Origin of the sequence: Microlunatus soli (assembly GCF_900105385.1) — a bacterium.
GTDB lineage: Bacteria > Actinomycetota > Actinomycetes > Propionibacteriales > Propionibacteriaceae > Microlunatus > Microlunatus soli.
The window spans coordinates 5,906,677-5,933,625 of sequence record NZ_LT629772.1 but is presented as its reverse complement, the minus strand read 5'-3'; the positions used below and the strand labels follow the sequence as shown (position 1 = coordinate 5,933,625).

Genomic DNA, 26,949 nt, shown 5'->3' with positions numbered 1-26,949 from the left:
ACTAGAACGACCCACCGACAGTTCTTCCGAACTGCCTCGAAGCCCAGCCGACGTCGGTCAAAGTCACGGCGCTCCGACAAGCTCAGGACCCTCGTGCGGCGAGCCCTGCGGACTCGAGCCTGCTGTTCACGCTGAACCCACCGATACGTCACTGCCGGAGCGACAAGATCGACGCCCTTCGACAAGCTCAGGGACCATGTGCGTCTGCTCGTCCAGGACTCGACGTGATCGAGTGCCCCGTACGTCGGCCGATCAAGGACGCTTCCGCGTCGGCCGCTCAAGACGCTCCTGCGTCGGTCGGCCAAGATCGTCGGTGCGTCCCGCGATCGACGCTTGTGTGTCGGCCATCCAGAAACGTGCCTGTGGGCAGCGATGACAACAGGGCCCCGCTTGCATCGTCACGATGCGGGCAGCATCGTCGCGATGGAAGCAGGGCCCTGGTGCGGAAGTGCTACAGGTGTCAGTCCCGGCTGGGCATGCTCTTGGTGATCGCCACCAGGAACTCGCCGTTGGTCTGGGTCTTGCGGAGCCGGTCCAACATCATCTCCAACGCCTGCTGGCCGTCCAGGTTGGACAGCACCCGACGCAGCTTCCAGATGATGGAGAGTTCCTCCTTACCGATCAGGAGTTCCTCGCGACGGGTGCTGGAGGCGTCGACGTCGATGGCGGGGAAGATCCGCTTCTCGGCGTACTCCCGGCGCAGCCGCAGCTCCATGTTGCCGGTGCCCTTGAACTCCTCGAAGATCACGTCGTCCATCTTGGAGCCGGACTCGATCAACGCGGTCGCCAGGATGGTCAGCGAGCCGCCGTTCTCGATGTTCCGGGCGGCGCCGAAGAACTTCTTCGGCGGGTACAGCGCTGCCGAGTCGACACCACCGGACAGGATCCGACCGGACGCGGGAGCGGCCAGGTTGTAGGCCCGCCCGAGCCGAGTGATGCCGTCCAGCAACACCACGACGTCGTGGCCGAGCTCGACCAGTCGCTTGGCCCGTTCGATCGCCAGCTCGGCGACCGTGGTGTGATCATCGGCCGGCCGGTCGAAGGTGGAGCTGATCACCTCACCACGGACGGACCGCTCGAAGTCGGTGACCTCCTCCGGGCGCTCGTCCACCAGCACCACCATCAGGTGGGTGTCGGGTGAATTGGTGGTGATCGCGTTGGCGATGGCCTGCATCACCATGGTCTTACCGGCCTTGGCGGGCGCCACGATCAGGCCGCGCTGCCCCTTACCGATCGGCGCCACCAAGTCGATCAGGCGACCGATCAGATTGGTCGGCGTGGTCTCCAGGCGGTAACGCTCATTGGGATACAGCGGCGTCAGCTTGTTGAAGTCTGCGCGGCCCTTGGCTGCTTCGGGATCGGCGTTGTTGACGGTCTCGATCTTGACCAGCGGATTGAACTTCTCCCGCCGCTCGCCCTCCTTGGGCTGCTTGATCGATCCGGTGATCACGTCACCCTTGCGCAGCCCGTACTTCTTCACCATCGACAGCGACACGTAGGCGTCGTTGGAACCGGGAAGGTAGCCGCTGGTCCGGACGAACGCGTAGTTGTCGAGCACGTCGAGGATGCCGGACGCCGGCACCAGCACGTCGTCCTCGTTGATCACCGGCTCCGCGTCGAACCGCTCGATGTTGCCGCCGCCGCGATTGTTCCGCCGGCCCTGACGATCGCGATTGCGCCGCCGACGGCTGCGTCGGCTGCCGCCGGACCCGTCGTCGTCGTTGCGGTTGTCGTTGCGATCGTTGTTCCGGTTGTTGTCCCGGCCGTCCCCGCGATCATTGCGGTTGCGTTGCCGGTTGTTGTCCCGGCCGCCGTCACGATTGCCGTTCTGGTCCCGCCCGTTCTGATCACGCCCGCCCTGATCACGCCCGGCTTGATCACGACCAGTGGAGTCCCGGCCGTCGCGCTGCCGGTCGCCGTTGTCGGTACGGTCGCGGCCGTTCTGCTGACGGTCGCCCTCCCGCGCATCCCGGCTGACCTGTTCGCGGATCGACTGCTCCAACTCCGCGCGGTCGGCCCGGACGTTCGGCTCGGTCGTTGCCTGAGTGCTGCTGCCATTGCTACCGCCGTTGGTCGACGGCGCCTCGGTGGACTGAACAGCCGAACGATCATCGCTCGACCGGTCACCGGCGGAGCGGCGGGAGGAGCGGCGTTCGGCACTCGCATCCGGCAGTGTCGGCTGGACGGTGGCATCCGTGTCCGCGGTCCGCGGCGCTCCGGCCTCGCGCTTGGCGGCCCGGCGGCGGCCGGTCGTAGCGGCGCCGCCCTCGGAGGAGCCAGACTGCTCGGCGCCACCCTGCTGGCCGGAACCCGACTTCGCGGACTGGCCGGACTGATCGGATGAGCCGGATTTTGCAGACTGGCCGGACTTCGCGGATTGGCCCGACTGCGCAGACTGAATCGCCTCGATCAGCTGACCCTTACGCATTCCGGCAGTGCCCTTCAGACCCAGCTGGGACGCGATCTGCTTCAGCTCGGGAAGGACCAGAGAGTCCAGTCCGCTTCCCTTGCGCTTGCGCGCGCCCTGCTGGTTGCCGGTGACCTCGGCGGTATCTGTCACGTGGTTCCTTTCGGATTCGCCCGCTGGATTGGTGCGGGCCTGAGCTGCGGGTTACCTCACCCGCTCATGTGCCTGTGAACACCGGCGCGCCAGTCGAATCTTCGACTGTCACCGAAGTAGCTGTCGCAGTGGCGTTCGTTCTCTCGTCAGGCAACGATGTTGAATTCCAGGCCTTGTCGACCTCCGGGATGCGAATGCGCGAGAACGCTCGCAACCGAAGATCAGATGACACACCGGCCGGTCATGTCGCGACCGCGTGTCCAGGGGTGCACCCGACCTGTGGGCGCTGACACCGGCAACCCGTACGACCGCCGTCGACCGACCCGAGCAGCGACTGCTGGGATCTCCTGCGACTCGGGTACGTCCGCGATCAACTCTCGCGAGGATCCCCGACAGGTATTCAACGACGGAATCAGATCCACCGGCGAAACCCAGGCTAGCACCCAACCGTTCAAATCGGCGCAACCGACCCCGATCCTTGGCCAGTTCTGGGGTTTTCGCCGAGCAACCGACCGTCCCGTCATCGATCGGCATGGTGCTCGTCCGGCATCGTTCAGGCGCCGGTCGGCGCGGTTCCCGCGGCGACGACCCGAGCACCCACACCGACACCGGAACGGACCGGGACGAATCCCTCGGTCGGCACGGTCTCGGCCTCTTCGATCTGGTCCGGCGTGCCGATCACCAGGACGGTTGGGCCGGCACCGCTGATCACGGCCGGGATCCCGTGTTGTCGCAGCGCCCGCAGCGTGACCGCCGACTGCGGCATCACGTCGGCCCGGTGATTCTGGTGCAGCCAATCCGCGGTCGCCTCGAACAGCAACTCCGGCGCCTGGGACAGCGCGTGCACCAACAAGGCCGCACGACCCGCGTTGGCCGCCGCCACCCGGTGCGGCACCGCTTCGGGCAACACCGAACGGGCCAGTTCTGTTCCCAACGGCGTCGACGGCACCAGCGCCAGCAACCGGACGTCGGGATGGACACCGACGACACCGGCAGCAGCCCCAGCACCCAGATCGAGCCCTCCGGGAGTCAGTGGCCGGTAGGCCACCACCAGACCCCCGTACAGCGCGGCAGCGACGTTGTCGGGGTGCCCCTCGATCTCGTCGGCAAGGCCAAGCCACTCGGCCGGATCGAACTCCTCGTCCGGTCGGGCCAAGGCGTGCGCGGCGATCAGCCCAGTGACGATGGCAGCCGACGACGATCCCATCCCCCGGCTGGCCGGTATCCGGTTGACCGCGCGGAGCCGCAGCCCGACGACCTGCTGCCCCAACCGTTTCAAGCCCAGGTCGAGACTGCGGACGATCAGGTTGCGTTCGTCGGTCGGCAGTCGGCCGGCGCCTTCACCGACGACCTCGACGCTGACGCCGGGACGCTGCACCGACTCGAAGCTGCAGCTGTTGTTGAGGTCGAGGGCCACGCCCAGACTGTCGAACCCGGGGCCGAGGTTGGCACTGGTCGCGGGAACCTCGACCTCGACCCGACGTCCAATCGGGATCGTGCTCATCGGCTGATCGCGATCATCGACGCGGCGGGGATCTCAGAGTCCACAGGCAGCGGCGACGGCCGGCAGGTCGGCCTGCACCACGTCGGTCTCGATCGGATCCAACGCACCCAATGCGGTGTCGATGTCCTTCAGCCCGTGCCCGGTGACGGTGACGGTGATCCGCCGGCCACCGGTCTCCTCACCACGTTCGGCCATCGCGAGCAGTCCGGCGACACCGGCAGCGGACGCGGGCTCGACGAAGATGCCCTCCTTGCGAGCCAGGAACGTCTGTGCGGCCATGATCTCGTCGTCGTCGACCGCGGCGAAGAAGCCACCCGACTCGTTCTTGGCCGCGATGGCCAGTTCGGTCGAGGCCGGTCGGCCGATCCGGATCGCGGTGGCGATGGTGTCCGGGTCGGCGACCGGGGCACCGTTCACCAGCGGTGCGGCACCGGCGGCCTGGAACCCCCAGACCTGCGGGCGACGGGAGGCGTTGCCGTGGTCGGCGTACTGGGTGAAGCCGAGCCAGTAGGCGGAGATGTTGCCGCCGTTGCCGACCGGCAGGACGTGCACGTCCGGAGCATCGCCGAGGGCGTCCACGATCTCGAACGCCGCGGTCTTCTGCCCTTCGAGCCGGACCGGGTTGACCGAGTTGACCAGCGACACCGGATAGTTGTCGGCCAACTGCCGGGCCAGGTCGAGGCAGGCGTCGAAGTTGCCGTCCAACTGGACGATCCGGGCACCGTGGATGACCGCCTGGGCCAGCTTGCCGGCCGCGATCCGACCGGCCGGGAGCAGCACGATCGGCTGCAGCCCTGCGCGCGACGCGTACGCCGCCGCCGAGGCCGAGGTGTTGCCGGTCGACGCACAGATCACCGCGGTCGCGCCCTCGGCCAGTGCCTTGGAGACCGCGACCGCCATCCCCCGGTCCTTGAACGACCCGGTCGGGTTGGCACCCTCGACCTTCAGCCAGATCTCGCTGCCGAGCTTCTCCGACAATGCGTTGGCACGGACCAGCGGCGTGCTGCCTTCGCCGAGCGCGACGTACGGGTCGTCGGCGCCGATCGGCAGCCACTCGCGGTACCGCTCGATCACCCCCGAGGGCCCCTCGACACGGTGGTCGGTCGGTGAGACGGCGCTCATCATTCCCCTTCGACTCTCATCACGCTGGTCACTTCGTTCACGACGTCGAGGCGGTGCAGGGCCTCGACGGTGGCGCTGAGTGCGGCGTCGGTGGCGCGGTGCGTGACGATCACCAGCCGTGCGTCACCGTCGCGGCCCTGCTGCCGTACGGTCTGGATCGAGACGCCGTAGTCGGAGAACACTCCGGCGATGGTGGCCAGCACGCCGGCAACGTCGGCGACGTCGAGCGACAGGTGGTAGCGGGTGACCACCTCGCCGATCGGCGACACCTTGCGCTGGGCGTAGCTGGACTCCCCCGGCCCGGCAGCACCCCGGACCCGGTTGCGGCAGACCGTGACCAGATCACCCAGCACCGCCGAAGCCGTCGGCGGACCGCCGGCACCCGGACCGGTGAACATCAGCCGGCCGGCAGCCCGGGACTCCACGAACACCGCGTTGTACGGGCCGCGCACCGTCGCCAGCGGATGGCTGCGCGGGATCATCGCCGGATGCACTCGCACCGAGACGGCTCGTTCACCGGGGCTGCCGTCGGCAAGTTCGGCGGGTTCGGTCAACGCGCAGATCGCCAACAGCTTGACCACACAGCCCATCTCGGCGGCCGAGGCGATATCGCCCGAGGTGACGTCGGTGATGCCTTCGCGATAGACGTCGGCACCACTGACCCGGGAATGGAACGCCAGGCTGGACAGGATGGCGGCCTTGGCCGCGGCATCGAACCCCTCGATGTCGGCGGTCGGATCGGCCTCGGCGTAGCCGAGCTGCTGGGCCTCCTCCAGGGTCTCGTCGAAACCGGACCCCTCGGAGTCCATCTTGTCCAGGATGTAGTTCGTGGTGCCGTTGACGATGCCGATCACCGAGGTGATCTCGTCGCCGACCAACGACTCGCGCAACGGCCGGACGATCGGGATGGCACCGGCGACGGCGGCCTCGAAGTACAGGTCGACGCCGGCCTTCTCTGCGGCGGCGTACAGCGTGGTGCCGTCCTCGGCGAGCAGCGCCTTGTTGGCGGTGACCACCGAGGCGCCGTGCTCCATGGCCGTCAGGATCAAGGTTCGGGCGGGCTCGATGCCGCCGATCAGCTCGACCACGACATCGACGTCGTCGCGCCGGACCAGGGCGTCGGCGTCGACGGTGAGCAAGCCGGTGTCGATCCCGGGACGGACCTTGTTGAGGCGACGGACGGCAACCCCGACCAGCTCGATCGGCCGCCCCACCCGGGCAGCGAAATCGTCGGCCTGGTCGGTCAGCAGGGTGACGACCTCCGTACCGACGACACCGCATCCCAGAACCGCGACGCGCAGGGGCGCGGCGCCGGCGGGCAGGTCAGCGTCGGTGACGTTCATGGCTCGGCCTTATCGGTGTGATCGGGGTGGGTCGGTCAGGTCTCTGAGGTCAGGTCGGCGGTCGTACGGTGCACCGCAAATTCTGCCGTCACGGGCAGTCGCGGCGCTGCCATTCTTCCCCATCGCCGGGAGCGGCGAAAACTCGTTCACTCAATGTGGACACACCCGGCCGTCGAAGGTCTCCGAGCGGGTCGCCGGGCCCTCAGCCGACGTCCAGGGCGAGCAGGTCGTCGATCGACTCCCGTCGGATCAGCGTGCTGATCCTGCCGTCCCGCACCGAGACCATCGGCGGCCTCGGGACGTGGTTGTAGTTGCTGGCCATCGACCGGCTGTAGGCACCCGCTCCGGGCACCGCGATCAGGTCTCCGGGCCGGATGTCGGAGGGCAGGAACTCGTCGCGGACCAGGATGTCGCCGCCCTCGCAGTGCTTGCCGACCACTCGGGACAGCGCCGGACCGGCGTCGGAGCGCCGGGATGCCAGGGTCGCCGAATACTCCGCGGCATACAGCGCGGTCCTGATGTTGTCACTCATACCGCCGTCGACGGCGACATAGAGCCGGCTGGCGCCGCCGTCCAGCAACACCTGCTTGACGGTGCCGACGGTGTAGAGCGCGAACGCCGACGGCCCGCTGATCGAACGTCCGGGCTCGATCGACAGATGCGGCACCGCGACGCCGAGCGTCGCGCACTCGGCCGCGATGATCTTGTTCAGTGCCTCCGCCAACTGCTGTGGTGTCGACGGGGTGTCCTGGCTGGTGTAGGCGATGCCGAATCCGCCGCCAAGATCAAGTTCGGGCAGCTCGACCCCGGTCTCCTCGGCAAAGGCGGCGTGCAACCGCAGGGTCCGCCGAGTGGCGACCTCGAAGCCGTCGGCGTCGAAGATCTGCGAGCCGATGTGGGAGTGGATGCCGACCAGCTGCAGCCGCGGATGATCATGGATCCGGCGCAACGCCGCGGCGGCCTGACCGCCGGCGATGGAGAATCCGAACTTCTGGTCCTCGTGTGCGGTCGAGATGTACTCGTGGGTGTGTGCCTCGACACCGGTGGTCACCCGGACCATCAGCCGAGGATGCTTGTCGAGCTGCTCGCTGAGCTCGATCAGCCGGGTGATCTCGTCGTCGGAGTCGACGATGATCCTGCCGACCCCGACCTCCAGGGCGCGGGTGATCTCCTCGACACTCTTGTTGTTGCCGTGCAGGCCGATCCGGGCAGGATCGACGCCGGCCGCCAACGCGACCGCCAGTTCGCCGCCGGTGCAGACGTCGAGCCCGAGCCCCTCCTCGGTCACCCAGCGCGCAACCGCCTTGCAGAGCAGGGATTTGCCGGCGTAATAGACGCCCCAGCCGTCGAAGGCCGACGCGTAGTCCCGGGCCCGCTGCCGCAGGTCATCCTCATCCAGCACGTAGGCGGCGGTGCCGACCTCGTCCGCGATCTGGCTGACCGTCAGCCCACCGATCGTCAGTTCGCCGTTGCCGTCCTTGGCCACGTTCTTGCTCCACAACTCAGGCAGCAGGGTGTTGACGTCGTCGGGCAGCCGCAGCCAGGCCGGCGCGGCGGACGCGACGTCGGCGTGGATCGAGCCGGCGACATGGGTGTGGGACATACACCGAACTCTGCCAGAACACCGCAGTCGACCCGAACGGGTATCCAGCTGGCGATCAGGATCACCCCGCCGGAAGCGGGCTGATTGAATGCCGACCGTGCAGCCTGCCTCGGACCGTGCCCTCGACCACGTCGCGGCGTCGGCCTCCGGGCCGCCGTTGGATCGTTCCCTGCGGGTCACCCTGAATTTCCATCCCGACCGCTACCAGCACGGGATACCGCTGATCGCCCGGTTGGTCGAACAGGGCCGGTATCTGTCCCAGTTCGCGACCGGGACCAGCAACGGCGGACTGACCGCTTACGAGGGTGGGGACCGGTGGCGCTGGGAGCACCGGATCTTCGGCGGCGCCTACGATCGCGCGGCACCCGATCAGCGGCCCGTCTACGGTGCGCTGAACTTTCGCGGCCGCGGTGTCGGGGCGGCGCAGCGCTTCGGCTCGGCACATCTGCGGCTGACCGAGGCAACGCTGGAGCGGACCACCTTCTGCTTTCCGGACAGCACGTTCGAGCCGACCGACTTCGGCGTCGCCGAGCATCTGAGCCTGATCGAGCTGGCCGCGGCCGCCGACCATGATCAACTGGACGACTACATCGAGGCCCAGGTGCACGGCGGGGTCCGATTGGACCGTGACGTCGAAGCCTGCGTCCTCGATCCCTGCTTCCGCGGCACCGAGATCGAGCACGCCGCACGGCGGCTGCCCTGCCGGGTCGAATGGCACGGCGGCTTCGTCCTGTCGGTCGAGGAGTTGCTGCGGCACTCGGACTACCGCGGCCCGGAAATCGTCGATCTCGGCGCCACGATCGCGGTTGACGGGCGGCTCGACCCCGTGATCATCGGTGCGGCGGTGCGCTCCGGCGCCCATGATCCGCAGGCGATCAAGAAGGTGTGGCACTGCGTCGCCCGCTTCGGTACGCGAGCCGATTCGTAACCCGATGGTCGAGCCTGGTATGTTTTCCCACGGCCCAGAAGCGGTGTCAGCACCGATCGAAGGCCGTCGGCCCCCGTAGCTCAGGGGATAGAGCACCGCCCTCCGGAGGCGGGAGCGTAGGTTCGAATCCTACCGGGGGCGCCGATGTGACAGGTCGATCCGGATGCCGTCGGACGGTTGTTGCACGAGGACTTCGTCGATCACAATCCGCAGGTGGCCACGACGTCACAGCGCTGGACGATCCGGGTATGTCGGCCGCCCGCCGGGCTGTCTCTCGGGTCCAGAAGGCTCACGAGCCCCGCTCCGCGGCCCGGATCAGGATCGGACCGGCACCCTGCCCTGGCTGAAATCATCGACCGCGGCGATGATATCGGCGAGGTTCTCCCGGATCCCCTTCTCCCCGAGCATCGGACCGCCGTATCGCTGGAGGCGCTTCCAGTCCGACGGCGTGATGTCTGTTTCGACGCCCGGGCTGCCGGGCATCGCCGCCGGGTGCAGTTGCAGGACCAGCATCCGGTATCTCAACCGACGACGGATCGCGATCCCGGTGACCGCCTCCCACGGGACTTCCATCCGACCGGCGGCAGTGTTCATCGCGAAGCCTCGGTGATTCAGCGTCAGCGGCTCGCTGATAGCGACCCGGCTGCCGTAGATGAAGCTGTGCCAACTCAGCTGGAAGATCTGCCCGACCAGGATGATCAACATCGGCAGTGTCGACAGCGGCCCGAGGTCCTGGGCTTCGAACCAGATGATGGCCGCGACGACGGCCGCACCCAGGACGCCGTGCACCGCCAGGATGCCGCCGTGCCGGCGGTGGATCGCGGCACGGTCGGTGTGGACCACGTATTCAGCACGAGGATCGAACTGTCCGGACCTGCTCATCCCGACACCCTGGCACGTCTGTGCCGGCGTCGACCAACCCCTGCTTTCCGCAGATCACACGCGACGATGCTCAGGCGCCCTGAGCCGTGGCGTCGGTCGAAGCGTTCGCGGCGCCCGGCCCGGGAAGTACCTCGACGTCATCGGCGTGCATCGGCTCGCCACAGCCGGCGCAGCGTAGATCGACGCTGCTGATCTGCCCACAGGCGTGATGCCGATACAGCACCGGCGGGCCGGCTTCGCCCGCCAGCCACTTGTCGCCCCAGCCGACCATGATCATCAACAGGTCGACCAACTCGGTGCCCTTGTCGGTCAGCCGGTACTCATAGCGCGGCCGGTTGTCGTACGGATCCCGCCGCAGCACGCCGTGGTCGACCAAGTGGTTCAACCGCTCGGTCAGCACCTTGCGTGAGATCCCGAGGTCGGCCTGCAACTGGTCGAACCGACTCATCCCGACCCAGACATCACGCAGGATCAACGGCGACCAGGGCTCGCCGATCACGTCGAGGGTGCGGGCGATCGAACAGGCCATCTCGGAGAAGTTCGTGCGTTGCATGGGTCGAGTGTAGCAACTGGGGTTCCCTAACGGAACTCCAGTGTGTTACTGTTCTGGCGTCCCTTCAAGGAACTCGAGAGGATCAGACATGACCAAAGTCATCACCGCGTTGTCGGTTTCGGTCGACGGCTACATCACCGGGCGCGACCCGGGCCCCGGCCACGGACTCGGCGACGGCGGAATGCTCTTCGACTGGTATTTCAACGGCGACACACCGAGCAGCGAGTTCGACGGCTTCAAGCTCAGCAAGGACAGTGCCCGGGTCTTCGACGCCCTCGCCGGTCGCGTCGGAGCCAGCCTGGCCGGTCGCAACACCTACGACGACTCCGACCGTTTCGGCGACGACGGCGGACCGCATCCGACCGCCCCCTTGTTCGTCCTCAGCCACCGCCCGGCACCACAGATGAGCGGACGCCAGACCTTGATCAACTCCGGCATCGAGGATGCCGTCGCAGCCGCCAAGAAGGCTGCCGGCGACAAGTACGTCGCCCTGATGGGCGGCGGCGTCGTCACGGCGGCGTTGCGGGCCGGCCTGGTCGACGAGCTGGTGCTGCATCAGGTGCCGGTCCTGCTCGGCTCCGGCCGGCGCTATTTCTCCGAACTGCCCGAGCACGTCACACTGCGGCTGATCAATTGCGTCGCAGCCCCGGGCGTCACCCATCTGCACTACGAGGTGCAGCGATGAGATGCCCTGTGTCAAGCCGGCTGGTTTTGGGCTTGGAGGATGCGTTGGAGGGCGTGGTGTTGGGCGGGGTCGTAGGAGACGCCGTTTTGCCAGCAGTGCCAGATCACGTGCAGCCAGGCTCGGGCGAGGATGCGGACGGCGTGGGCGTGGTCGTGTCCTCGGGTGCGGGCTCGTTGGTAGAGGTCGGCGGCCCAGGGGTTGGCGTGTCGGCTGTCGCCGGCGAAGTCGGTGACAGCGTCGCGGAGTTGTTTGTCGCAGGACCAGCGGAAGGTGACGGCGCGGAGTTTGCCCGATTGCCGGGTGGAGGGTGCGGCACCGGCCAGACAGGCCAGCGATTCGGGGTGGGGAATCTGGCGCGGCAGTCGCCGATCTCGGCCAGCAGCCGGGCTGCGCGGACTCGTCCTGCTCGGGGCAGGCTGGTGAAGATGTGTTGGTCGGCGTGGGTGTGGAGTTGCCGGTCGATCTGGGCGGTGAGTGCCGCGATCTGTTCGACCAGGGTGGTCAAGATTGCGAGCAGGGCGTGGGTGATGTGGGCCTGGGTTTCGGCGTCGGATCCGGTGATGCCGCGGGCCGCGGCGGCCAGCCGGCCATGCAGTTTGGTCGGCGGGACTTTGCCGGAGTAGCCCTGTTTGGTCAGCCAGTCGCCGAGGCGTTTGGGGGTCAGCCAGTCGGCTTGGTCTTGGGTGGGGAATCGGGTCAGGAACGCGATGCTGATCTTGGAATCGAGATCTTTGAACAGGCCGACCGCGCCGGGGAACACGTTGCCGAGATGGGATCGGAGCTGGTTGGCCACCGCGACTCGGTGAGCGACCAGGTCCTTGCGGGTGCGGCAGGCCCGACGCAGCGCAACCGTCGCGGCGGTGTCGGGGATGAGTGGCCGCAGCCGGGGCCGGTCGGTGCGCAGGGTGTCGGCCAGCACGAACGCGTCGAATCGGTCGTCCTTGTTGCCGGCCGAGCCGTAGCGGCCGCGGAGGTTCTTGACCTGGTTCGGACTGATCACGACTACGGTCAGGTCGGCTTGGAGCAGGGCGTCGACAATCGGACCGTCCGGGCGCTCGATCGCGACCTCGCCGACTCCGTGATCGATGAGGAACTTGATCAACTTCCGCAGCCCGTCCGCGGTGTGTTCGACCAGGGTCTGATCGACTCGATGGCCGCGGCCGTCGACGACACAGACGGCGTGATCGGCAACCGCCCAGTCGATCCCAGCGGTGAGGTCGTTGATGGGTTGGTCGGGCAGAGTATTACTGGCAGACTTCATGTCAGCCTCCTCGCTGCTAGTCCCAGTGGGGAGGCACCCTTGTGTGCCGATGGTGCCGGAACGTGCCTGCCAGTTCGCTCACTGATCGGCGCTCACAGGCGCTCAGCCCTGTCGACGGTCCGCACGCCCCGGGCAACCACCAGACCTCGCAGATCTCATCGTGGACATCCGAAACGTCGAGCGAGCAGGGCGATGACCTGGTGGCACCTCGGGTGCATTGACACTCCATCCAAGAGCGCCAACACGAGGAAGGTAGACCAGTGAGCATCGAACCCGCAGTCCGCGAGGTGCTCGACGGCACCTCGATCGCCCACCTGGCCACGGTCCTGCCCGACGGCGGCCCGCACTCGGTGCCGGTCTGGATCGGCACCGAGGGCGAGCACATCGTGATCATGACCGGGCCGCACAGTCAGAAGGCGCGCAACCTGCGTCGCGACCCGCGGGTCGCAATCTCGCTGACCGCGCCGGACAACCCGTTCCAGCCGGTGATCATCCGTGGCCGGGTGGTCGAGTGGCTGGACGGTGTCCCGGCGCGACGGATCGTCGATCGGCTGGCGATGAAGTACATCGGCAGCCCGTACGATCCCGACATCGTCCGCATCGTCGCCCGGATCGAACCCGATCACCAGTCGGCCTGATCAGCGGTCCCAAGATCAGGCCGGCCGCAGCTCCTCGGGCAACAGCGCCGCGTGGGCGGCGAAGAGTTCGTCGGTCATCGACCGGATCTCGTCCAGGGTGCAGAGCGCCGCGGTCAACGGATCCAACGCCACGGCGTGGTAGACGTTCTCCCGGCTCCCGGTCAGCGCCGCCTGGACGGCCAGGGTCTGCAAACCGATGTTGGTCCGGTTCAGCGCGGCCAGCTGCAGCGGAAGATCTCCCATCGTGGTCGGCTGCACCCCACTGCGGTCGACCAGACACGGCACCTCGACGCAGGCGTCGGCGGGCAGATTGCTGATCGCGCCGGTGGCATTCGGGACGTTGCCGTGGATGACGCTCAACTCACCAGTGACCATCGAATTGACGATGCTGGCGCCATACTCCACCGACGGAGCGAGTTCCTTCTTCAGCCTCTCGAGTTGATCATCGATGTCACCCTGCTCGTCGTGCGCCGAGCAGATCTCGTAGTAGTCCCAGCGCTCGGGGATGTATTCCTTGATCAACTCCGGGCTCTTCCGGAAGTAGGGCAGGTACTCCGATGCGTGGTGACTGGACTCGGTTTCGAAGTAGCCGAACGTGTTCATCAGGTCGGTACGGACCTGTTCGTTGCCACCTTCGTAGTTGCTGTGCCCCTCCGCCTCGTCGCTGTGATCGCCATGATCACCCGCCAGCTCGCCTGCACCCCGGCCGCGGACATGGCGGCGAGCCATCTCCTCCCGCAACCGCGGATACAGGTCGGTCCCGCCCTGCTGGAACTCCAACACCCAGGCCTGATGGTTGATCCCGGCGCAGCGGTAGTTGACCTCCTCGTACGGGACTCCGAGGGTGCGCGCCAACATCCGGGTGGTGCCCTGGACGCTGTGACACAACCCGACCGTCGACGCACCGAGAGCGTTCAGGTAGCCGGTCGCCATCGCCATCGGATTGGCGTAGTTGATGAACTGCGCGTCCGGGCACAGCTCGCGGGCGTCGGCGACGATCTGCCGGTAGGACGTGACCGAACGCAGGAAACGGAAGACGCCGCCGGGCCCGATGGTGTCGCCGACGGTCTGGTCGACGCCGTAGCGGCGCGGGATCTCCACGTCGTGTCGGTAGGCCTCGACGCCACCGACCTGGAAGGTGATGATCACGAAGTCGGCTTCGGTCAGCGCTGCTCGGCGATCGGTGGTCTCCTCCACCCGGGCGCCGAGCCCGTGGTGCTCGATCAACTCTCGGGTCGCCGCGGCGACCCGGCTCAGCCGTTCGGCGTTGATGTCCATCAGGCAGATGGTGGCGTCGCGCAGCGCCGGAAAACTCAGCAGGTCGCCGACCAGCCGGAACGGGAAGACGTAGCCGCCGGCACCGATCAAGGTGATCTTGGGGCGGATCGCAGTCGGATTCATCGTCGATGACATGGCACGAATCTAGGCAGAAGCAGACGGATACGCATCCCCCAGGCCTCCTCCGGCTTTCCGGGATCTTCTGGTCCCGACGCCTCGACGCCGGTTATCGTCGTGGCCATGACCAGCGCTGTCCTGCAGGCCGACGCCGTCGACGTGCTGCCGGCGGGCTTCTGGGTGCACCAGGGGGCGCCGCCGACGATGCGGCTGCCGCACCGGCATGACGACGTCGAGGTGAACGTCGTCCTTTGCGGGCAGTTGGACTACATCTTCGGCGGGTCCCGGTTGACCGTCCGAGCCGGTCAGATCGCCGTCTTCTGGGCCGCCACCCCGCACCGGCTGCTCGCCGCCCGGGACGAGGTTCCCGATCCGACCCGCGGCTGCTGGCTGCACATCCCGCTGACCGCGGTGCTGCGCTGGGGTCTGCCGGAGTACGAGATCGGCCGACTGCTCCAGATGTCGGCACTGATCGCGCCCGTCGACTGTCTGCCGTACGACCCCGAGCGACTGTTCGCCGCGTGGGCCGATGAGCTCGCCGATGACCGGGACGACGGGACGGCGATGCCTGCGCCGCTCGAGGCCCAGGCGCTGCTGCGTCGAGCATGTCGCCATCGGGCGACGGCGACGGCACCGGAGGCCACGAGCTCCGACGGACGCCCGCACGGCAACGTGATCGCCGGCGTCACCGCGATGGCGCAGTACATTGTCGAGCACTTCCGTGATCAGGTCAGCATCGACGATGTCGCCGCTGCCGCTCACCTGAACCGGACCTACGCGGCAACGATCTTCAGCCGCAGCCTGGGCACCACGCCGGGACGCTATCTTGCTCGCTGCCGGGTGGCCGAGGCACAGCGGCTGTTGATCACCACCGACAAGACCATGCTGGACATCGCCCGGGAGGCAGGGTTCAGTTCACAGAGCAGCTTCTACGAGCAGTTCACCCGGCACTGCGACGTCTCCCCCGGCGGTTATCGACGGCGGCACGGAAGATCCTGATCAACCCGGCCGATCATGATCAGCCGGTTCAGCATGATCGGGTGCTTCAGGCGCTCGTCGCCAGTCGCAGCCGACGTTCGGTGCTGATCAACTCGGCGATCCGTTCGGCGGTCGCCGTTCCGGGCTGAGGCATGTGCAGCACCAAGGTCAGATCGGAGCGTTCGGGCAGATGCAGCATCCGCCCTTCCATCACCAACTCGCCCACCTCGGGATGGTTGAAGGTCTTGATCGTCGGCGCCGCCGGCAACACCTCATGTCGACCCCACAGGTCAGCGAATTCACCACTGGTGGCCACGGCCTGATCGATCACGGCGCGATAGCCGTCGTCATTGCCGTGCCGGGTCATCTCGTAGCGGTAGTTGGCGACGACGATCGGCGCCATCTCGTCCCACGCCACGATGCCGCCGCGATAGAGCCCGGAGCCGAAGAAGTCGATCAAGCAGTTGCCGGCGAACTCCTTGCGCCAACCGAAGATCACCCGGGCCGCGTCGTTGGCCTCGACGAAGTTCCAGTAACGATCCACCACGTGCGCGGGATGCGGCAGCCAACCGGCAAGCAGCCGGACGATGTCGGCACCGACCGTGCAGTCCGACGGTGCCTGCGGCAGCGGCGGATTCAGACCGGCGAGCACGTAGAGGTGACGGCGTTCCTCGTCGCTGAGCCGGAGCACGCGCGCGACAGCGTCCAACACCTGCCCGGAGACCGTGATGTCGCGCCCCTGCTCCAGCCACTGATACCAGGACGAACCGACGCCGGCCAGCACGGCGACCTCCTCGCGACGCAGCCCCTGGAGCCGGCGCCTGGCCCCGACCGGCAGCCCGACGTCGGCCGGTGAGACCTGCGACCGGCGGGCCCTGAGGAAATCGCTCAACTCGCTCCGTGCGGTGGTGGTCACAGCACCAGCATAAGCAGGCACTCCCCGAGACTCGCTCGCGCGCCGCACGATCGTGGACATGACCGATGTTCTGCCCTCTCCGACCGCGCCCGCGACCCGTCCGTCCGTTCGTGCCCGGCTGATCCTGATCCTGCTCTGTGCAGCCCAGTTCGCGATCTCGATCGACTTCAGCATCCTCAACGTCGCGTTGCCCAGTCTCGGTGCCGACCTCGGGCTGTCCGCAGCGAATCTGCAGTGGGCGGTGACGGCCTTCGCGCTGCCGTCCGGTGGCTTCCTGCTGCTTGCCGGCCGACTCGGCGACCTCGTCGGCCGGCGTCGGATGTTCCTGATCGGGCTGGTGATCTTCGCCGCGGCATCGCTGCTGGCAACGCTGGCGGTCGGACCGGCAATGTTCCTGACAGCTCGTGCGCTCCAGGGACTCGGTGCGGCGATCACCATCCCGACCGCGATGGCCCTGCTGACCACGAACTTCGCCGAAGGACCGGCTCGCAACCGCGCACTCGGCATCTCCGGAATGATCTTGTCCCTCGGCTTCACCCTCGGCATGTTGCTCGGCGGCACGCTCACCTCCACACTCGGCTGGCGGTCGACGATGGCACTGAACGTGATCATGGCCATCCCGGTCCTGATCGCCGCGCCGCTGCTGTTGACCGAGAGCCGGCCGGCGCGGGCCCCGCGGCTCGACATTCCCGGCGCGGTGACCGTCACCGGCGGGCTGTTGGCATTGATCTACGCCGTCTCCACCGGTTCGGAGCACGGTTGGGCCCGACCGGACGTGTTGATCGGCCTGGTCGCCGCTGTGGTGGGCTTCGTCGCGTTCGCGATCGTGGAGAACCGTGCCGCCGAACCGCTGGTGTCGCTGGCGATCCTGCGGCGCCGTACGGTCGCCTGGGGCAACCTCGGCGGGATGGCGACGTTTTCGATGGCCAGCTCGCTGACCTTCCTGCTGACCTTGTTCCTGCAGGAGGTGGACGGTCTGTCCCCGTTCCGCTCCGGACTGATCTTCGGCGTCACCGGACTCGGTGCTGCCGGAGCCGGCGTGCTCGCATCACGGATGATCAACAGGTTCGCCGCACACCGCATCCTGACGGTCGGACTTCTGTTCCAGGGCCTGGCGACGGCTGTGATGATCATGATCGGCCGCGGCAACGGGGTGGTGCTGGTGTTGATCTTCTGCACGGCCGCCTTCTTCGGCCACATGTTCTCCGTCGTCTCCTACGGTGTTGCGGCCACCTCCGGACTGCCGAACCGTGAGCAGGGGTTGGCGACCGGTCTGCTGACCACCGCTCAGCAGGTCGGACTGACGCTCGGGATCCCGATCATGTCGGCGATCTCGGCCGCTCGGTCCGCCGGGCTGCGTGCTGACGGCGCGACCCCGACCCAGGCCATGCTCGGCGGGCTGCAGTCGGGAATCGCGGCCGACGGCGCCATCCTGGTGGTTGCCGCGATCCTGATGGCCGCCTTCCTGCGGCCCCGCGCCGATCGGTCGCTGCGCTAGTGTGCCGAATTTCGTCGACCTGTTTCAGCAACACAGCACGAGGTCGGTCGCAACCGCGAGGGCCGTGATCAGGGCCGCTGCGAGCAGCCATGATCACGGCCCCGACGGCGCGTTCGTTATGAGGTCGAGCGCCCTGACGGTGAGCTGTCGGCGCTCACGCGGTGGTGTACGACGTACCGCACTTGCTCGGGCTCTTGTCGCTCGAGCCGTCCACCAGGCAGACCCGCAGTTTCACCGAGTGTCCGTCGGTGATGCTGAGGTTGGCGGTCTTGGGACCTGCGTGATAGCCCTTGCCGTTGTAGACCGAATCCACCAGGAAGTACTTGTCCTGGCCACCCGGACCACGCCGCAGCTCATAGATCCAGGCCTTGACCCCGTGGCCGTCGGCCCGCCAGTCGTTGACGGTCACGTGTTCCCCGTAGGACTCGAACCAGACCGACCCGGCCCCGTTCGTCGTCTTGGCACCGCCGTCCGCCGCTTGAGCAGGCGTCATCGAGATCGCCAGCACCGCGAACACCGCTCCGATGAGTACAGCAATCCTGCGAAACATCTCTTTCCCCTTCCCGACTGCGGCCCCCTGTGGGCCGCGTGATCGAGAAGCTAGGAGGCCGCGCGGTCACGCGGGTTCGTGCTTCGATGAAGGTCGAAAGTCCCTATTTCGGGGAACGCGCTCAGCCCGAGTAGGACGGCTCCAGAACCTGGACCTCCGCGCGTCGTGCCCAGACCCGCGCCAACACCGCGCAGACGATCAACTGGATCAAGTGGAAGATCATCACCGGCAGCACGATCATGCCGACGGTGCTGGACGGGAACAACAGGGTCGCCATCGGCAGACCACTGGCCAGACTCTTCTTGGACCCGCAGAAGAGCAGCACCACACGGTCCTCGCGCGACATCCTGGTCAGCCGTCCGATGGCGAAGGTCAACCCGATCACGACGGCCAGCAGCACGATCGACAGACCGATGATCGCCGCCAACGTCGGCGGTGCGACGATCCGCCAGAGCCCTTCGACCACGCCCGCACTGAAGGCGGTGTAGACCACCAGCAGGATCGATCCGCGGTCGACGATGTTGATCACCGGTTTGTGCGCGGCCAGCCAGGGCCCGACGCGACGGTGCAACAACTGCCCGATCACGAACGGCAACAGCAACTGCAGCAGGATGCCGACCACCGATCCGGCGGTGATCTTCGCCTCCGACCCGAGCAGCAGCGCCGCCAGCAACGGCGTGATCACCACTCCGAGCACATTGGAGACCGAGGCCGAGCTCACCGCCAGACCCACATTGCCGCGGGCGATCGAGGTGAACGCGATGGAGGACTGCACCGTCGACGGCAGGATGCACAGGAAGATCACGCCGGCGAACAGGGTCGGGGTCAGCAGACTGCCCTTCAACGGAAGCATCGCCAGCCCCAGAAGTGGGAACGCGACGAACGTGAAACCGAGCACCAGCAGCTGGAAACGCCAACGCGTGAAGCTGTGCAGGGCGTTCGTCGGTGACAGCTTGGCGCCGTGCAGGAAGAACAGGATGCAGACCGCAGCCGTCGTCAGATGATCGAAGACGGTCGCCGCTGTCCCCCGCACCGGCAGCACCGTGGCCAGCAGGATCGCAGCGAGCAGCGACACGATGAACAGGTCGAGCCATCCCGGCAGTCGGAGTCTGAGAGCCACGCAGTCATTGTCTCGTACGGACGGCGTCCGCAAAACGGGCATACAGTTCTGACTGTGGCCACGAAGCGTGATAACCAATCGCCGAGTCTCGATCTGTCCCAACTGCGGACCTTCCTGACCGTCGCCGATCACCTGAGCTTCTCCGCCGCAGCGCGGCGGCTCGGGCTCAGCCAGTCGGCAGTCAGCCAACACGTCCGCCGGCTCGAGCGCACGATGGAGGTCGCCCTGCTGTCCCGCGACACCCATCGGGTGGCACTGACCGCCGAAGGTGAGGCGCTGATCGCGATCGCTCGGTCGATGTTGGAGCTGAACGAGGATGCGTTCCGATCGATCGGTGCTGCCGTGCCGCGAGGTCGGGTCCGGTTCGGCGTCTCGGAGGACTTCGCGCTGTCCCGACTCCCCGATCTGCTCCGCCGGTTCCGGCTGAGCCATCCGGCGATCGACCTCGAGCTGACGGTCGGCCTGAGTGTGCATCTGCACCGTCAGCTCCGAGCCCGCGAACTGGATCTGGTGCTGGCCAAGCGTTCCGCCGACGTGGGTCGGGCCCGGTTGGTCTTCGACGATCGCCTGGTCTGGGTCGGAGCTCCCAACCTGCGCCTGGAACGCGGCCGGGCCGTCCCGTTGATCACCTATCCGCCGCCGAGCGTGACCCGCGAGCGAGCGATGCAGGCCCTGGAACACAGCTCACGGAGCTACCACCTGGCGTGCACGTCGGGCAGCCTGAGCGGCTTGCGCGCCGCTGCCCTCGCCGGACTCGGGGTGCTGCCGTTCTCTCGTTCATTGATCCCCGAAGGCCTGGTCGAGGTCGGCCGTCGCGACCTGCCGCGACTCGGCGACACCGAGTTCGTACTGGTCACCCGGCGTGCCACCGTGCCGGCGGCTACCCAGGCCGTGATCGACGCGGTCCTGGCCGACCATCGCGAGCTCTACCCGGCGACGTCGTCGCCGCACTGACCCCGTTCCGCTGACTCGGGACGGGACGGACCGACATCATGGCCCCGGCAATCAGGATCTGCGGTGCGACTCGGACGTCGGATGGTAGGTTCACCGTGCCTTGCCGCCCACCGGAGAGAGTTCGTGTCCAACCTGTCAGCTTCTGCACCCGGCACCGGGCAGAGCCGGATCCGTGCTGGACTCGAGGTGGTCCTGCCGTGGCTGGTGAGTCGGGCGATCATGGTGCTGCTCGCGGCCACGATCGAGCATGTCGCGACCGGTGACGTCAACTACTACTACGGCAAGATCGACGCGCTCAGCAATGCCGGACTGTCCCAGACGCTGAACGAATATCCGACGCCGGTGGTCTGGATGCTGTCCATCCCGTACGCACTCGGGATCGGTCGGCAGGGCGGCTACCAGATCGCCTTCATCGGGCTGATGCTGCTGCTGGACGCGTTCTTCACGTTCCTGCTCTGGCGGGCTGCCGGACGGCGGCGCGATGCCGCGGTCACCTTCTGGCTGGCGTTCATCTTCCTGATCGGCCCGCTCTGCTACCTCCGGTTCGATCTGGTGCCCGCCGTGCTCGCGGGCGTCTCGGTCCTGTTGGGCCGTCGCCGGCCGTGGCTGACCGGCGTGCTGACCGGGGTCGGTGCGGCGATCAAGCTCTGGCCGGCACTGCTGATCGCCCCGTTCGCCGCCCCACGGCAGGGTCGCCGTGCCACGTTGATCGGGTTCGTCGCGGCCGGATTCGGCCTGGCTCTGATCAGCCTGATCACCGGAGGCATCCAACGGTTGGTCTCACCCCTGGGGTGGCAGTCCGACCGTGGGCTGCAGATCGAGTCCATCTGGGCCACCCCGCTGATGGTGCTTCGGCTGGTGGACACCGACCGGTGGACGGTCACCACCTCGCGCTATCAGGCGTTCGAGGTCTTCGGTCCGGGCGTCGGTCTGTGGCTGACGATCAGCACCATCGCCACCGTACTGGGGCTGATCTTCATGATCCTGTTGTACATCCGCGGCTTTCGCCACCCCGAGCCGTCGATCACCGTCACCGGTCTGATCGTGCTCTCCACCATCGCCATCATGATCATCACCAACAAGACCCTCAGCCCGCAGTACCTGGTCTGGATCGGTGGCCCGATGGCGGCGTTGCTGATCGGTCGGGTGCGTGATCAGCACGGACGCCTGACGGTGATCAGTCGATTCGCCGTCCAGGCCCTGGTGTTGGCGCTGCTCACCCATCTGGTCTACCCACTGACCTATTTCGGACTCTACGGCGACCGGCACGGCGCCCAGTTCGTCGCCTCGACCATCCTGCTGCTGCTGCGCAACCTCGGCCTGTTGATCTTCACCATCGCGCTGGCCGCTGCGGCCTGGCGGGCGACCGGGCAGCATCGGATCGCGGCCGCGCCGGGCGACGATCCCGCCGCGGGCTGATGATGTCGTCGCAGTCCGGCCCGCCGACCGACCTGGTGATCGGTGCCGACATCGGCGGGACCAAGACGCGGGCCGCAGTCGCCGACCGGTCCGGCCGGGTGCTGGCGGTCGCCGAGCAGCCCGCCGGCAACCCGAACGCGGTCGGCGTCGCCGCCGCTGCCGAACGGATCCGAGTCGCGGTCGAGCAAGCCCTTCGACAAGCTCAGGGACCGGGCGGGCAGGCTCAGGGATCGGCCGGGCAGGCCGTACGGGCGATCGTGCTCGGGATGGCCGGTTTCGGCACCGCGCTGGATGCCGGCGAGGAATTCCTGTCCGCCGCGCTACCCACCGATCTGCAGGTCAGACCGCGGATCGTCTCCGATCTTGCGGTCGCCTACGCCTCGGCCACCAGCCTGCCCCGCGGCACCGTGCTGATCGCCGGCACCGGCTCGTCCGCCGCCGACATCGACGACGGTGACATCGTCAGCCGGCGTGGCGGCTGGGGCTGGCTGCTCGGCGACGAAGGCGCCGGTTTCTGGTTGGGTCGAGAAGCGGTCCGCCAAGCACTGACCGAGTTGGAACACGGCCACACCGCGGGAGCACTGACCGGCGAAGTGGTCGCAGCACTGGGCATCGACGGTCCGGACCGGTTCACCGGGCTGCTCCGGGTGCCCTACCTGGACACACCGATCCGGCTGGCCGAACTGGCGCCGATCGTGACCGGCCTGGTCGACAGCGATCCGGCGGCCGCCTCGATCTGTGCCCGGGCAGCGGCCGGGCTCAGCGATCTGGTGCTGGATCTGGGACCGCTGCCGGGCAGGCCGATCGTCGTTGCCGGTTCGGTGCTGCAGTCCGCCGGCCCGATCCGTACGGCCTTCACCCAACGCATCACAGCGGCCCTCGGCAGCCCGGTCCTCCAGGCCCGATCGGGACTGGTCGGAGCGCTCTGGCTGGCGACCGGCACCGACCGGAACGGCCGGTCGACCGGCCTCGATCGGGAGCCGGCCATCCATCAGAATCTGCTGGCGACGATCGGCTGATCCGGGCCCGGATGCCGACCGATTCGACGCGGCGATCGGGCACGCCGTACCAGTCCGCCATCTGGTCTCCATCCTTGGGTAGCCTAGGGGTCGGACCGGAGGGATCCGGACCAGGCACAGAGCGATCAAAACCCGGAAGAAGGCGACTGTGGCCACCGCGCCCGACCCAAACTCCACATCAACCCAGCACGCAGACGAAGACTTCGGCGCCAACGACTGGTTCATCGAGCAGATGTACGAGCAGTACGTCGCCGATCCGAAATCGGTCGACGCCAGCTGGGCACAGTTCTTCAGCACCAACGGAGCCCCGGGCAGCAATCGTCCTGCCGCCGCGCCACCGACGAAGCCGTCGGGCGACGCCACCGCCAACGGCAAGAGCGCGCAGTCGGGCACCGCCGCACAACCGGCGACCAAGACCGCAGCTCCGGCCGCGAAGTCCGAGGCGAAGGCCTCCAGCGTGACCGCGAGCGCTGCGAAGGCGGCCGACCCCGCACCGCAGGCGGCCAAGTCCGCCCCCGCGGCCAAGGTCGAGTCCAAGACCGTTCAGCCGAGCAAGCCGACGACCGGGACCGGGCTGCCGGCCGATCCGCCGAACCCCGCGGACCGACCGGAGGTGGCGCCGGACAAGCCGGTCCGGACCGTGATGCGCGGTGCCCCGATGCGGACCGCGAAGAACATGGACGCGTCGCTGACGGTGCCGACTGCGACCAGTGTCCGGTCACTACCGGTCAAGTTGCTGATCGATCAGCGGATCGTGATCAACAACCACCTCCGCCGGGCCCGTGGTGGCAAGGTCTCCTTCACCCACATCATCGGCTACGCGATCGTCCAGGCGCTGAAAGCCGTGCCGGACATGAACGTCGCCTACGACGTCACCGACGGCAAGCCGACCCTGGTCAAGCCGACCCACATCAACCTCGGCCTGGCGATCGACCTGCCGAAGCCGGACGGCACCCGGCAGCTCGTCGTGCCGAGCATCAAGAGCGCGGAGAATCTCGACTTCGCCCAGTTCTGGGCGGCGTACGAGGAGATCGTCAAGAAGGCACGCGGCAACAAGCTCACCGTCGACGACTTCGCCGGCACCACCATCTCGCTGACCAACCCGGGCACCATCGGCACCAACCATTCGGTGCCGCGGCTGATGAACGGTCAGGGCGCGATCATCGGCGTCGGCTCGATGGAATTCCCGGCCGAGTTCCAGGGATCCAACCCCAACCGGTTGAACTCCTTCGGCGTCGGCAAGATCATGACGCTGACCTCGACCTACGACCACCGGGTCATCCAGGGTGCGCTGTCCGGTGAGTTCCTGGCCAAGCTGCACGGCCTGCTGCTCGGCGAGGACAACTTCTATCGTGACATCTTCGCCTCGCTTCGGATCCCGACCGCTCCGATCGAGTGGGCGGTCGACCGTAGCGCCGTCCACGAGGACGAAGTTTCCAAGCAGGCAAGGGTTTTCGAGTTGATCAACGCCTATCGGGTGCGCGGTCACCTGATGGCCGACATCGATCCGATCGCCTACCATCTGCGTGATCATCCCGATCTTGACGTGCAGACCCACGAGCTGACGTTGTGGGATCTGGACCGCGAGTTCGCCACCGGCGATTTTGCCGACGGCTCGGGTCTGATGACGTTGCGCAAGATCCTCGGCATCCTGCGCGACTCCTACTGCCGCACCATCGGCCTGGAATACATGCACATCCAGGAACGCGAGCAGCGCCGTTGGATCCAGGCCCACGTCGAGCGTCCGCACGAGTCGTTGCCCCGCGAGGAGCACCTGCGGATCCTGGACAAGCTCAACGAGGCCGAGGTCTTCGAGACCTTCTTGCAGACCAAGTACGTCGGCCAGAAGCGGTTCAGCCTGGAGGGCGGCGAGTCCACCATCGCGCTGCTCGACGAGATCTGCGAGCAGGCCGCCAATGATCATCTGGACGAGGTCACGATCGGGATGGCGCACCGTGGCCGGTTGAATGCGCTGGCCAATATCGTCGGTAAGTCCTACACCCAGATCTTCCGCGAGTTCGAGGGCAACATCGACCCGCGGACCGTGCAGGGCTCGGGTGACGTGAAGTACCACTTGGGCGCGGAGGGCAAGTTCACCTCGCTGGCCGGGAACACGATCAAGACCTCGATGGCAGCCAATCCCAGCCACCTGGAGGCCGTCGACGGTGTCCTGGAGGGCATCACCCGAGCCAAGCAGGACATCCTGGACAGGGGTGCGGAATACCCGGTGCTGCCGTTGTTGGTGCACGGCGACGCCGCGTTCGCCGGCCAGGGTGTGGTCGCCGAGACGCTGGCGCTGTCGCAGTTGCGCGGCTACCGCACCGGCGGCACCATCCACGTCGTGGTGAACAACCAGGTCGGCTTCACCACCACCCCGGGCGAGGGGCGCTCCTCCACCTACGCCACCGATGTGGCACGGATGGTGCAGGCGCCGATCTTCCATGTCAACGGCGACGATCCGGAGGCCTGCATCCGGGTCGCCCGGCTCGCCTACGAGTTCCGGCGCGAATTCAACAAGGACGTGGTGATCGACCTGGTCTGCTACCGCAGCCGAGGTCACAACGAGGGTGACGACCCGAGTGTCACCCAGCCGCTGATGTACGACCTGATCAGCAAGAAGCGCGGTGTCCGCAAGCTCTACACCGAGGCGCTGATCGGTCGTGGCGACATCACGATCGAGGACGCCGAGGAGGTCCTGAAGAAGTTCCAGGTCCGACTGGAGAGTGTCTTCGAGGAGGTCCGGCAGGCGGCCAACGTCCCGGTCGACACCGAATACCGGCGGGTGCCGAAGTATCCGGAGAAGACCGGCGCCAAGCACGGCACCGCGATCAGCTCGGAGGTGATGCAGAAGATCGCCGACGCCCATCTCAATCCGCCGGAGGGCTTCACCGTCCACCCGAAGGTGCAGCCGCAGCTGCAGCGCCGGGCCAAGGCGATCACCGAGGGTGGCATCGACTGGGCGACCGGCGAGCTGCTGGCGTTGGGTTCGGTGATGATCGAGGGACGTCCCGTTCGGCTGGCCGGGCAGGATACCCGGCGAGGCACCTTCGTGCAGCGGTTCGCGGCGGTCGTGGACCGGAAGAACGCCGACGTCTGGATCCCGCTGCAGCACCTGTCCCCCGATCAGGGCCGGTTCCACGTCTTCAACTCCCCGCTCAGTGAGTACGCCGCGATGGGCTTCGAGTACGGCTATTCGGTCGCCCGGCCGGAGGCGTTGGTGATGTGGGAGGCGCAGTACGGCGACTTCTCCAACGGTGCGCAGACGATCATCGACGAGTTCATCACCGCCGGCCAGTCCAAGTGGGGACAGAAGTCCGGTGTGGTGCTGTTGTTGCCGCACGGTTATGAGGGTCAGGGCTCCGATCACTCCTCGGCCCGGATCGAACGCTGGCTGCAGCTGGCTGCCGACGATGCGTTCGCGGTCGCCCAACCGTCCAACTCCGCCAGCTACTTCCACCTGCTCCGCAATCATGCGCTCGGCGCCAACCACAAGCCGCTGATCGTGTTGACCCCGAAGCGGATGCTGCGGATGAAGGCGGCGGCCTCGGAGCCGGCGGACTTCACCGACGGCCAGTGGCAGCCGGTGCTCGGCGATCCGACGATCACCGATCCGTCCACCGTCCGCCGGGTCGTGATGGCCAGCGGGATGGCCCGGTGGGATCTGATGGCCGAGCGGGACAAGCTCGGCAAGAACCAGGAGATCGCAGTCGTCTCGCTGGAGCGCTACTACCCGCTGCCGGCCGAGCAGATCGCCGCCGAGCTCGCGCGTTACGGCAACGCCGAGTCCTTCCGGTGGGTGCAGTACGAGCCGAAGAACCAGGGTGCCTGGCCGTTCCTCGCGCTGAACCTGCCCGACGCCTTGGCCGAGCACGGCGCTCGGCTGCCGCTCACCCCGGTCACCCGGGCAGCGTCCTCGGCTCCGGCCACCGGCTCGCACAAGGTGCACGAGGCGGAGCAGAAGGAGATCTACAACGCCGCCCTCGGCTGATCCTCCTCGGCAACCGACCCTTCGACAAGCTCA

Annotated in this window: 21 protein-coding genes, 1 tRNA gene and 1 pseudogene; 10 read left to right on the top strand and 13 right to left on the bottom strand. The window is 67.3% G+C overall.

What is annotated here, in order from left to right; genetic code table 11:
* Nucleotides 1–460: 460 nt before the first annotated feature.
* From rho to lysA, 5 genes are all read right to left on the bottom strand, one after another.
* A complete protein-coding gene (rho, locus tag BLU38_RS27125; RefSeq protein WP_091529520.1) occupies nt 461–2,560 on the bottom strand; it encodes a transcription termination factor Rho in 2,100 nt (699 codons plus the stop codon).
* A 553-nt stretch (nt 2,561–3,113) separates the two neighbouring features.
* Entirely contained in the window at nt 3,114–4,064 is a 951-nt protein-coding gene (thrB, locus tag BLU38_RS27120; protein ID WP_091529517.1) for a homoserine kinase, read from the bottom strand.
* 33 nt (nt 4,065–4,097) lie between these two features.
* Entirely contained in the window at nt 4,098–5,186 is a 1,089-nt protein-coding gene (gene thrC / locus BLU38_RS27115; protein ID WP_091529514.1) for a threonine synthase, read from the bottom strand.
* A complete protein-coding gene (locus BLU38_RS27110) occupies nt 5,186–6,529 on the bottom strand; it encodes a homoserine dehydrogenase (RefSeq protein WP_091529511.1) in 1,344 nt (447 codons plus the stop codon). Before BLU38_RS27110 ends, thrC begins: the two co-directional genes overlap by 1 nt.
* A 202-nt stretch (nt 6,530–6,731) precedes the next feature.
* Nucleotides 6,732–8,132 (bottom strand): diaminopimelate decarboxylase, encoded by a 1,401-nt coding sequence (gene lysA / locus BLU38_RS27105; protein ID WP_091529509.1) that lies wholly within the window; start codon nt 8,130–8,132, stop codon nt 6,732–6,734.
* An 88-nt stretch (nt 8,133–8,220) separates the two neighbouring features.
* Between lysA and BLU38_RS27100 the strand changes: the two genes are divergently transcribed.
* Nucleotides 8,221–9,060 carry a DUF3626 domain-containing protein gene (locus BLU38_RS27100; RefSeq protein WP_091529506.1) on the top strand — a complete coding sequence of 280 codons (840 nt, stop codon included), beginning with the start codon at nt 8,221–8,223 and terminating at the stop codon, nt 9,058–9,060.
* Nucleotides 9,061–9,129: 69 nt separating this feature from the next.
* Nucleotides 9,130–9,201, top strand: a tRNA-Arg gene (locus tag BLU38_RS27095).
* 174 nt (nt 9,202–9,375) lie between these two features.
* Here the strand turns inward: BLU38_RS27095 and BLU38_RS27090 are convergent.
* Nucleotides 9,376–9,942 carry a hypothetical protein gene (locus BLU38_RS27090; protein ID WP_091529503.1) on the bottom strand — a complete coding sequence of 189 codons (567 nt, stop codon included), beginning with the start codon at nt 9,940–9,942 and terminating at the stop codon, nt 9,376–9,378.
* A 70-nt stretch (nt 9,943–10,012) separates the two neighbouring features.
* Nucleotides 10,013–10,495 carry a winged helix-turn-helix transcriptional regulator gene (locus tag BLU38_RS27085; RefSeq protein ID WP_091529501.1) on the bottom strand — a complete coding sequence of 161 codons (483 nt, stop codon included), beginning with the start codon at nt 10,493–10,495 and terminating at the stop codon, nt 10,013–10,015.
* 88 nt (nt 10,496–10,583) lie between these two features.
* Between BLU38_RS27085 and BLU38_RS27080 the strand changes: the two genes are divergently transcribed.
* Nucleotides 10,584–11,180, top strand: a complete 597-nt coding sequence (locus tag BLU38_RS27080) for a dihydrofolate reductase family protein (RefSeq protein WP_091529498.1) — start codon at nt 10,584–10,586, stop codon at nt 11,178–11,180.
* Between the two features lie 11 nt (nt 11,181–11,191).
* On the opposite strand, the gene BLU38_RS32130 is transcribed toward BLU38_RS27080, so the two are convergent.
* Nucleotides 11,192–11,503 (bottom strand): transposase, encoded by a 312-nt coding sequence (locus tag BLU38_RS32130; protein WP_269458198.1) that lies wholly within the window; start codon nt 11,501–11,503, stop codon nt 11,192–11,194.
* A 440-nt stretch (nt 11,504–11,943) separates the two neighbouring features.
* Nucleotides 11,944–12,441, bottom strand: a pseudogene (locus BLU38_RS32125) (IS110 family transposase); the annotation flags it as partial.
* Nucleotides 12,442–12,701: 260 nt separating this feature from the next.
* On the opposite strand from BLU38_RS32125, the gene BLU38_RS27070 reads away from it, so the two are divergent.
* On the top strand, nt 12,702–13,079 hold the full coding sequence (locus tag BLU38_RS27070) for a PPOX class F420-dependent oxidoreductase (protein WP_231920061.1): 378 nt from the start codon (nt 12,702–12,704) through the stop codon (nt 13,077–13,079).
* 15 nt (nt 13,080–13,094) lie between these two features.
* On the opposite strand, the gene melA is transcribed toward BLU38_RS27070, so the two are convergent.
* Nucleotides 13,095–14,492 (bottom strand): alpha-glucosidase/alpha-galactosidase, encoded by a 1,398-nt coding sequence (melA, locus tag BLU38_RS27065; RefSeq protein ID WP_231920060.1) that lies wholly within the window; start codon nt 14,490–14,492, stop codon nt 13,095–13,097.
* A gap of 105 nt (nt 14,493–14,597) precedes the next feature.
* Between melA and BLU38_RS27060 the strand changes: the two genes are divergently transcribed.
* Entirely contained in the window at nt 14,598–15,473 is an 876-nt protein-coding gene (locus BLU38_RS27060; protein ID WP_091529493.1) for a helix-turn-helix domain-containing protein, read from the top strand.
* A 46-nt stretch (nt 15,474–15,519) separates the two neighbouring features.
* Here the strand turns inward: BLU38_RS27060 and BLU38_RS27055 are convergent, their stop codons facing one another.
* Nucleotides 15,520–16,368 carry a helix-turn-helix transcriptional regulator gene (locus tag BLU38_RS27055; RefSeq protein WP_197679884.1) on the bottom strand — a complete coding sequence of 283 codons (849 nt, stop codon included), beginning with the start codon at nt 16,366–16,368 and terminating at the stop codon, nt 15,520–15,522.
* Nucleotides 16,369–16,426: 58 nt separating this feature from the next.
* Here BLU38_RS27055 and BLU38_RS27050 point away from each other — a divergent pair, with 58 nt between their 5' ends.
* Nucleotides 16,427–17,866 (top strand): MFS transporter, encoded by a 1,440-nt coding sequence (locus BLU38_RS27050; protein WP_091529487.1) that lies wholly within the window; start codon nt 16,427–16,429, stop codon nt 17,864–17,866.
* A 154-nt stretch (nt 17,867–18,020) separates the two neighbouring features.
* On the opposite strand, the gene BLU38_RS27045 is transcribed toward BLU38_RS27050, so the two are convergent.
* Together BLU38_RS27045 and BLU38_RS27040 are read right to left on the bottom strand one after the other, a co-directional pair.
* Nucleotides 18,021–18,416 (bottom strand): hypothetical protein, encoded by a 396-nt coding sequence (locus BLU38_RS27045; RefSeq protein WP_157683747.1) that lies wholly within the window; start codon nt 18,414–18,416, stop codon nt 18,021–18,023.
* 121 nt (nt 18,417–18,537) lie between these two features.
* Complete coding sequence (locus BLU38_RS27040; RefSeq protein WP_172836030.1) at nt 18,538–19,536, bottom strand: bile acid:sodium symporter family protein; 999 nt, start codon at nt 19,534–19,536, stop codon at nt 18,538–18,540.
* A gap of 54 nt (nt 19,537–19,590) precedes the next feature.
* Here BLU38_RS27040 and BLU38_RS27035 point away from each other — a divergent pair, with 54 nt between their 5' ends.
* The 4 genes from BLU38_RS27035 to BLU38_RS27020 all read left to right on the top strand — a co-directional run bounded on the left by BLU38_RS27035 (nt 19,591) and on the right by BLU38_RS27020 (nt 26,916).
* Nucleotides 19,591–20,490 (top strand): LysR family transcriptional regulator, encoded by a 900-nt coding sequence (locus tag BLU38_RS27035; RefSeq protein ID WP_091529480.1) that lies wholly within the window; start codon nt 19,591–19,593, stop codon nt 20,488–20,490.
* Nucleotides 20,491–20,613: 123 nt separating this feature from the next.
* Nucleotides 20,614–21,909 carry a glycosyltransferase family 87 protein gene (locus BLU38_RS27030; RefSeq protein ID WP_157683745.1) on the top strand — a complete coding sequence of 432 codons (1,296 nt, stop codon included), beginning with the start codon at nt 20,614–20,616 and terminating at the stop codon, nt 21,907–21,909.
* Complete coding sequence (locus BLU38_RS27025) at nt 21,909–22,928, top strand: N-acetylglucosamine kinase (protein ID WP_091529475.1); 1,020 nt, start codon at nt 21,909–21,911, stop codon at nt 22,926–22,928. The genes BLU38_RS27030 and BLU38_RS27025 overlap by 1 nt, the downstream gene beginning before the upstream one ends.
* Before the next feature lie 148 nt (nt 22,929–23,076).
* Nucleotides 23,077–26,916 (top strand): multifunctional oxoglutarate decarboxylase/oxoglutarate dehydrogenase thiamine pyrophosphate-binding subunit/dihydrolipoyllysine-residue succinyltransferase subunit, encoded by a 3,840-nt coding sequence (locus tag BLU38_RS27020; RefSeq protein WP_091529472.1) that lies wholly within the window; start codon nt 23,077–23,079, stop codon nt 26,914–26,916.
* The last annotated feature ends 33 nt before the right edge of the window (nt 26,917–26,949 follow it).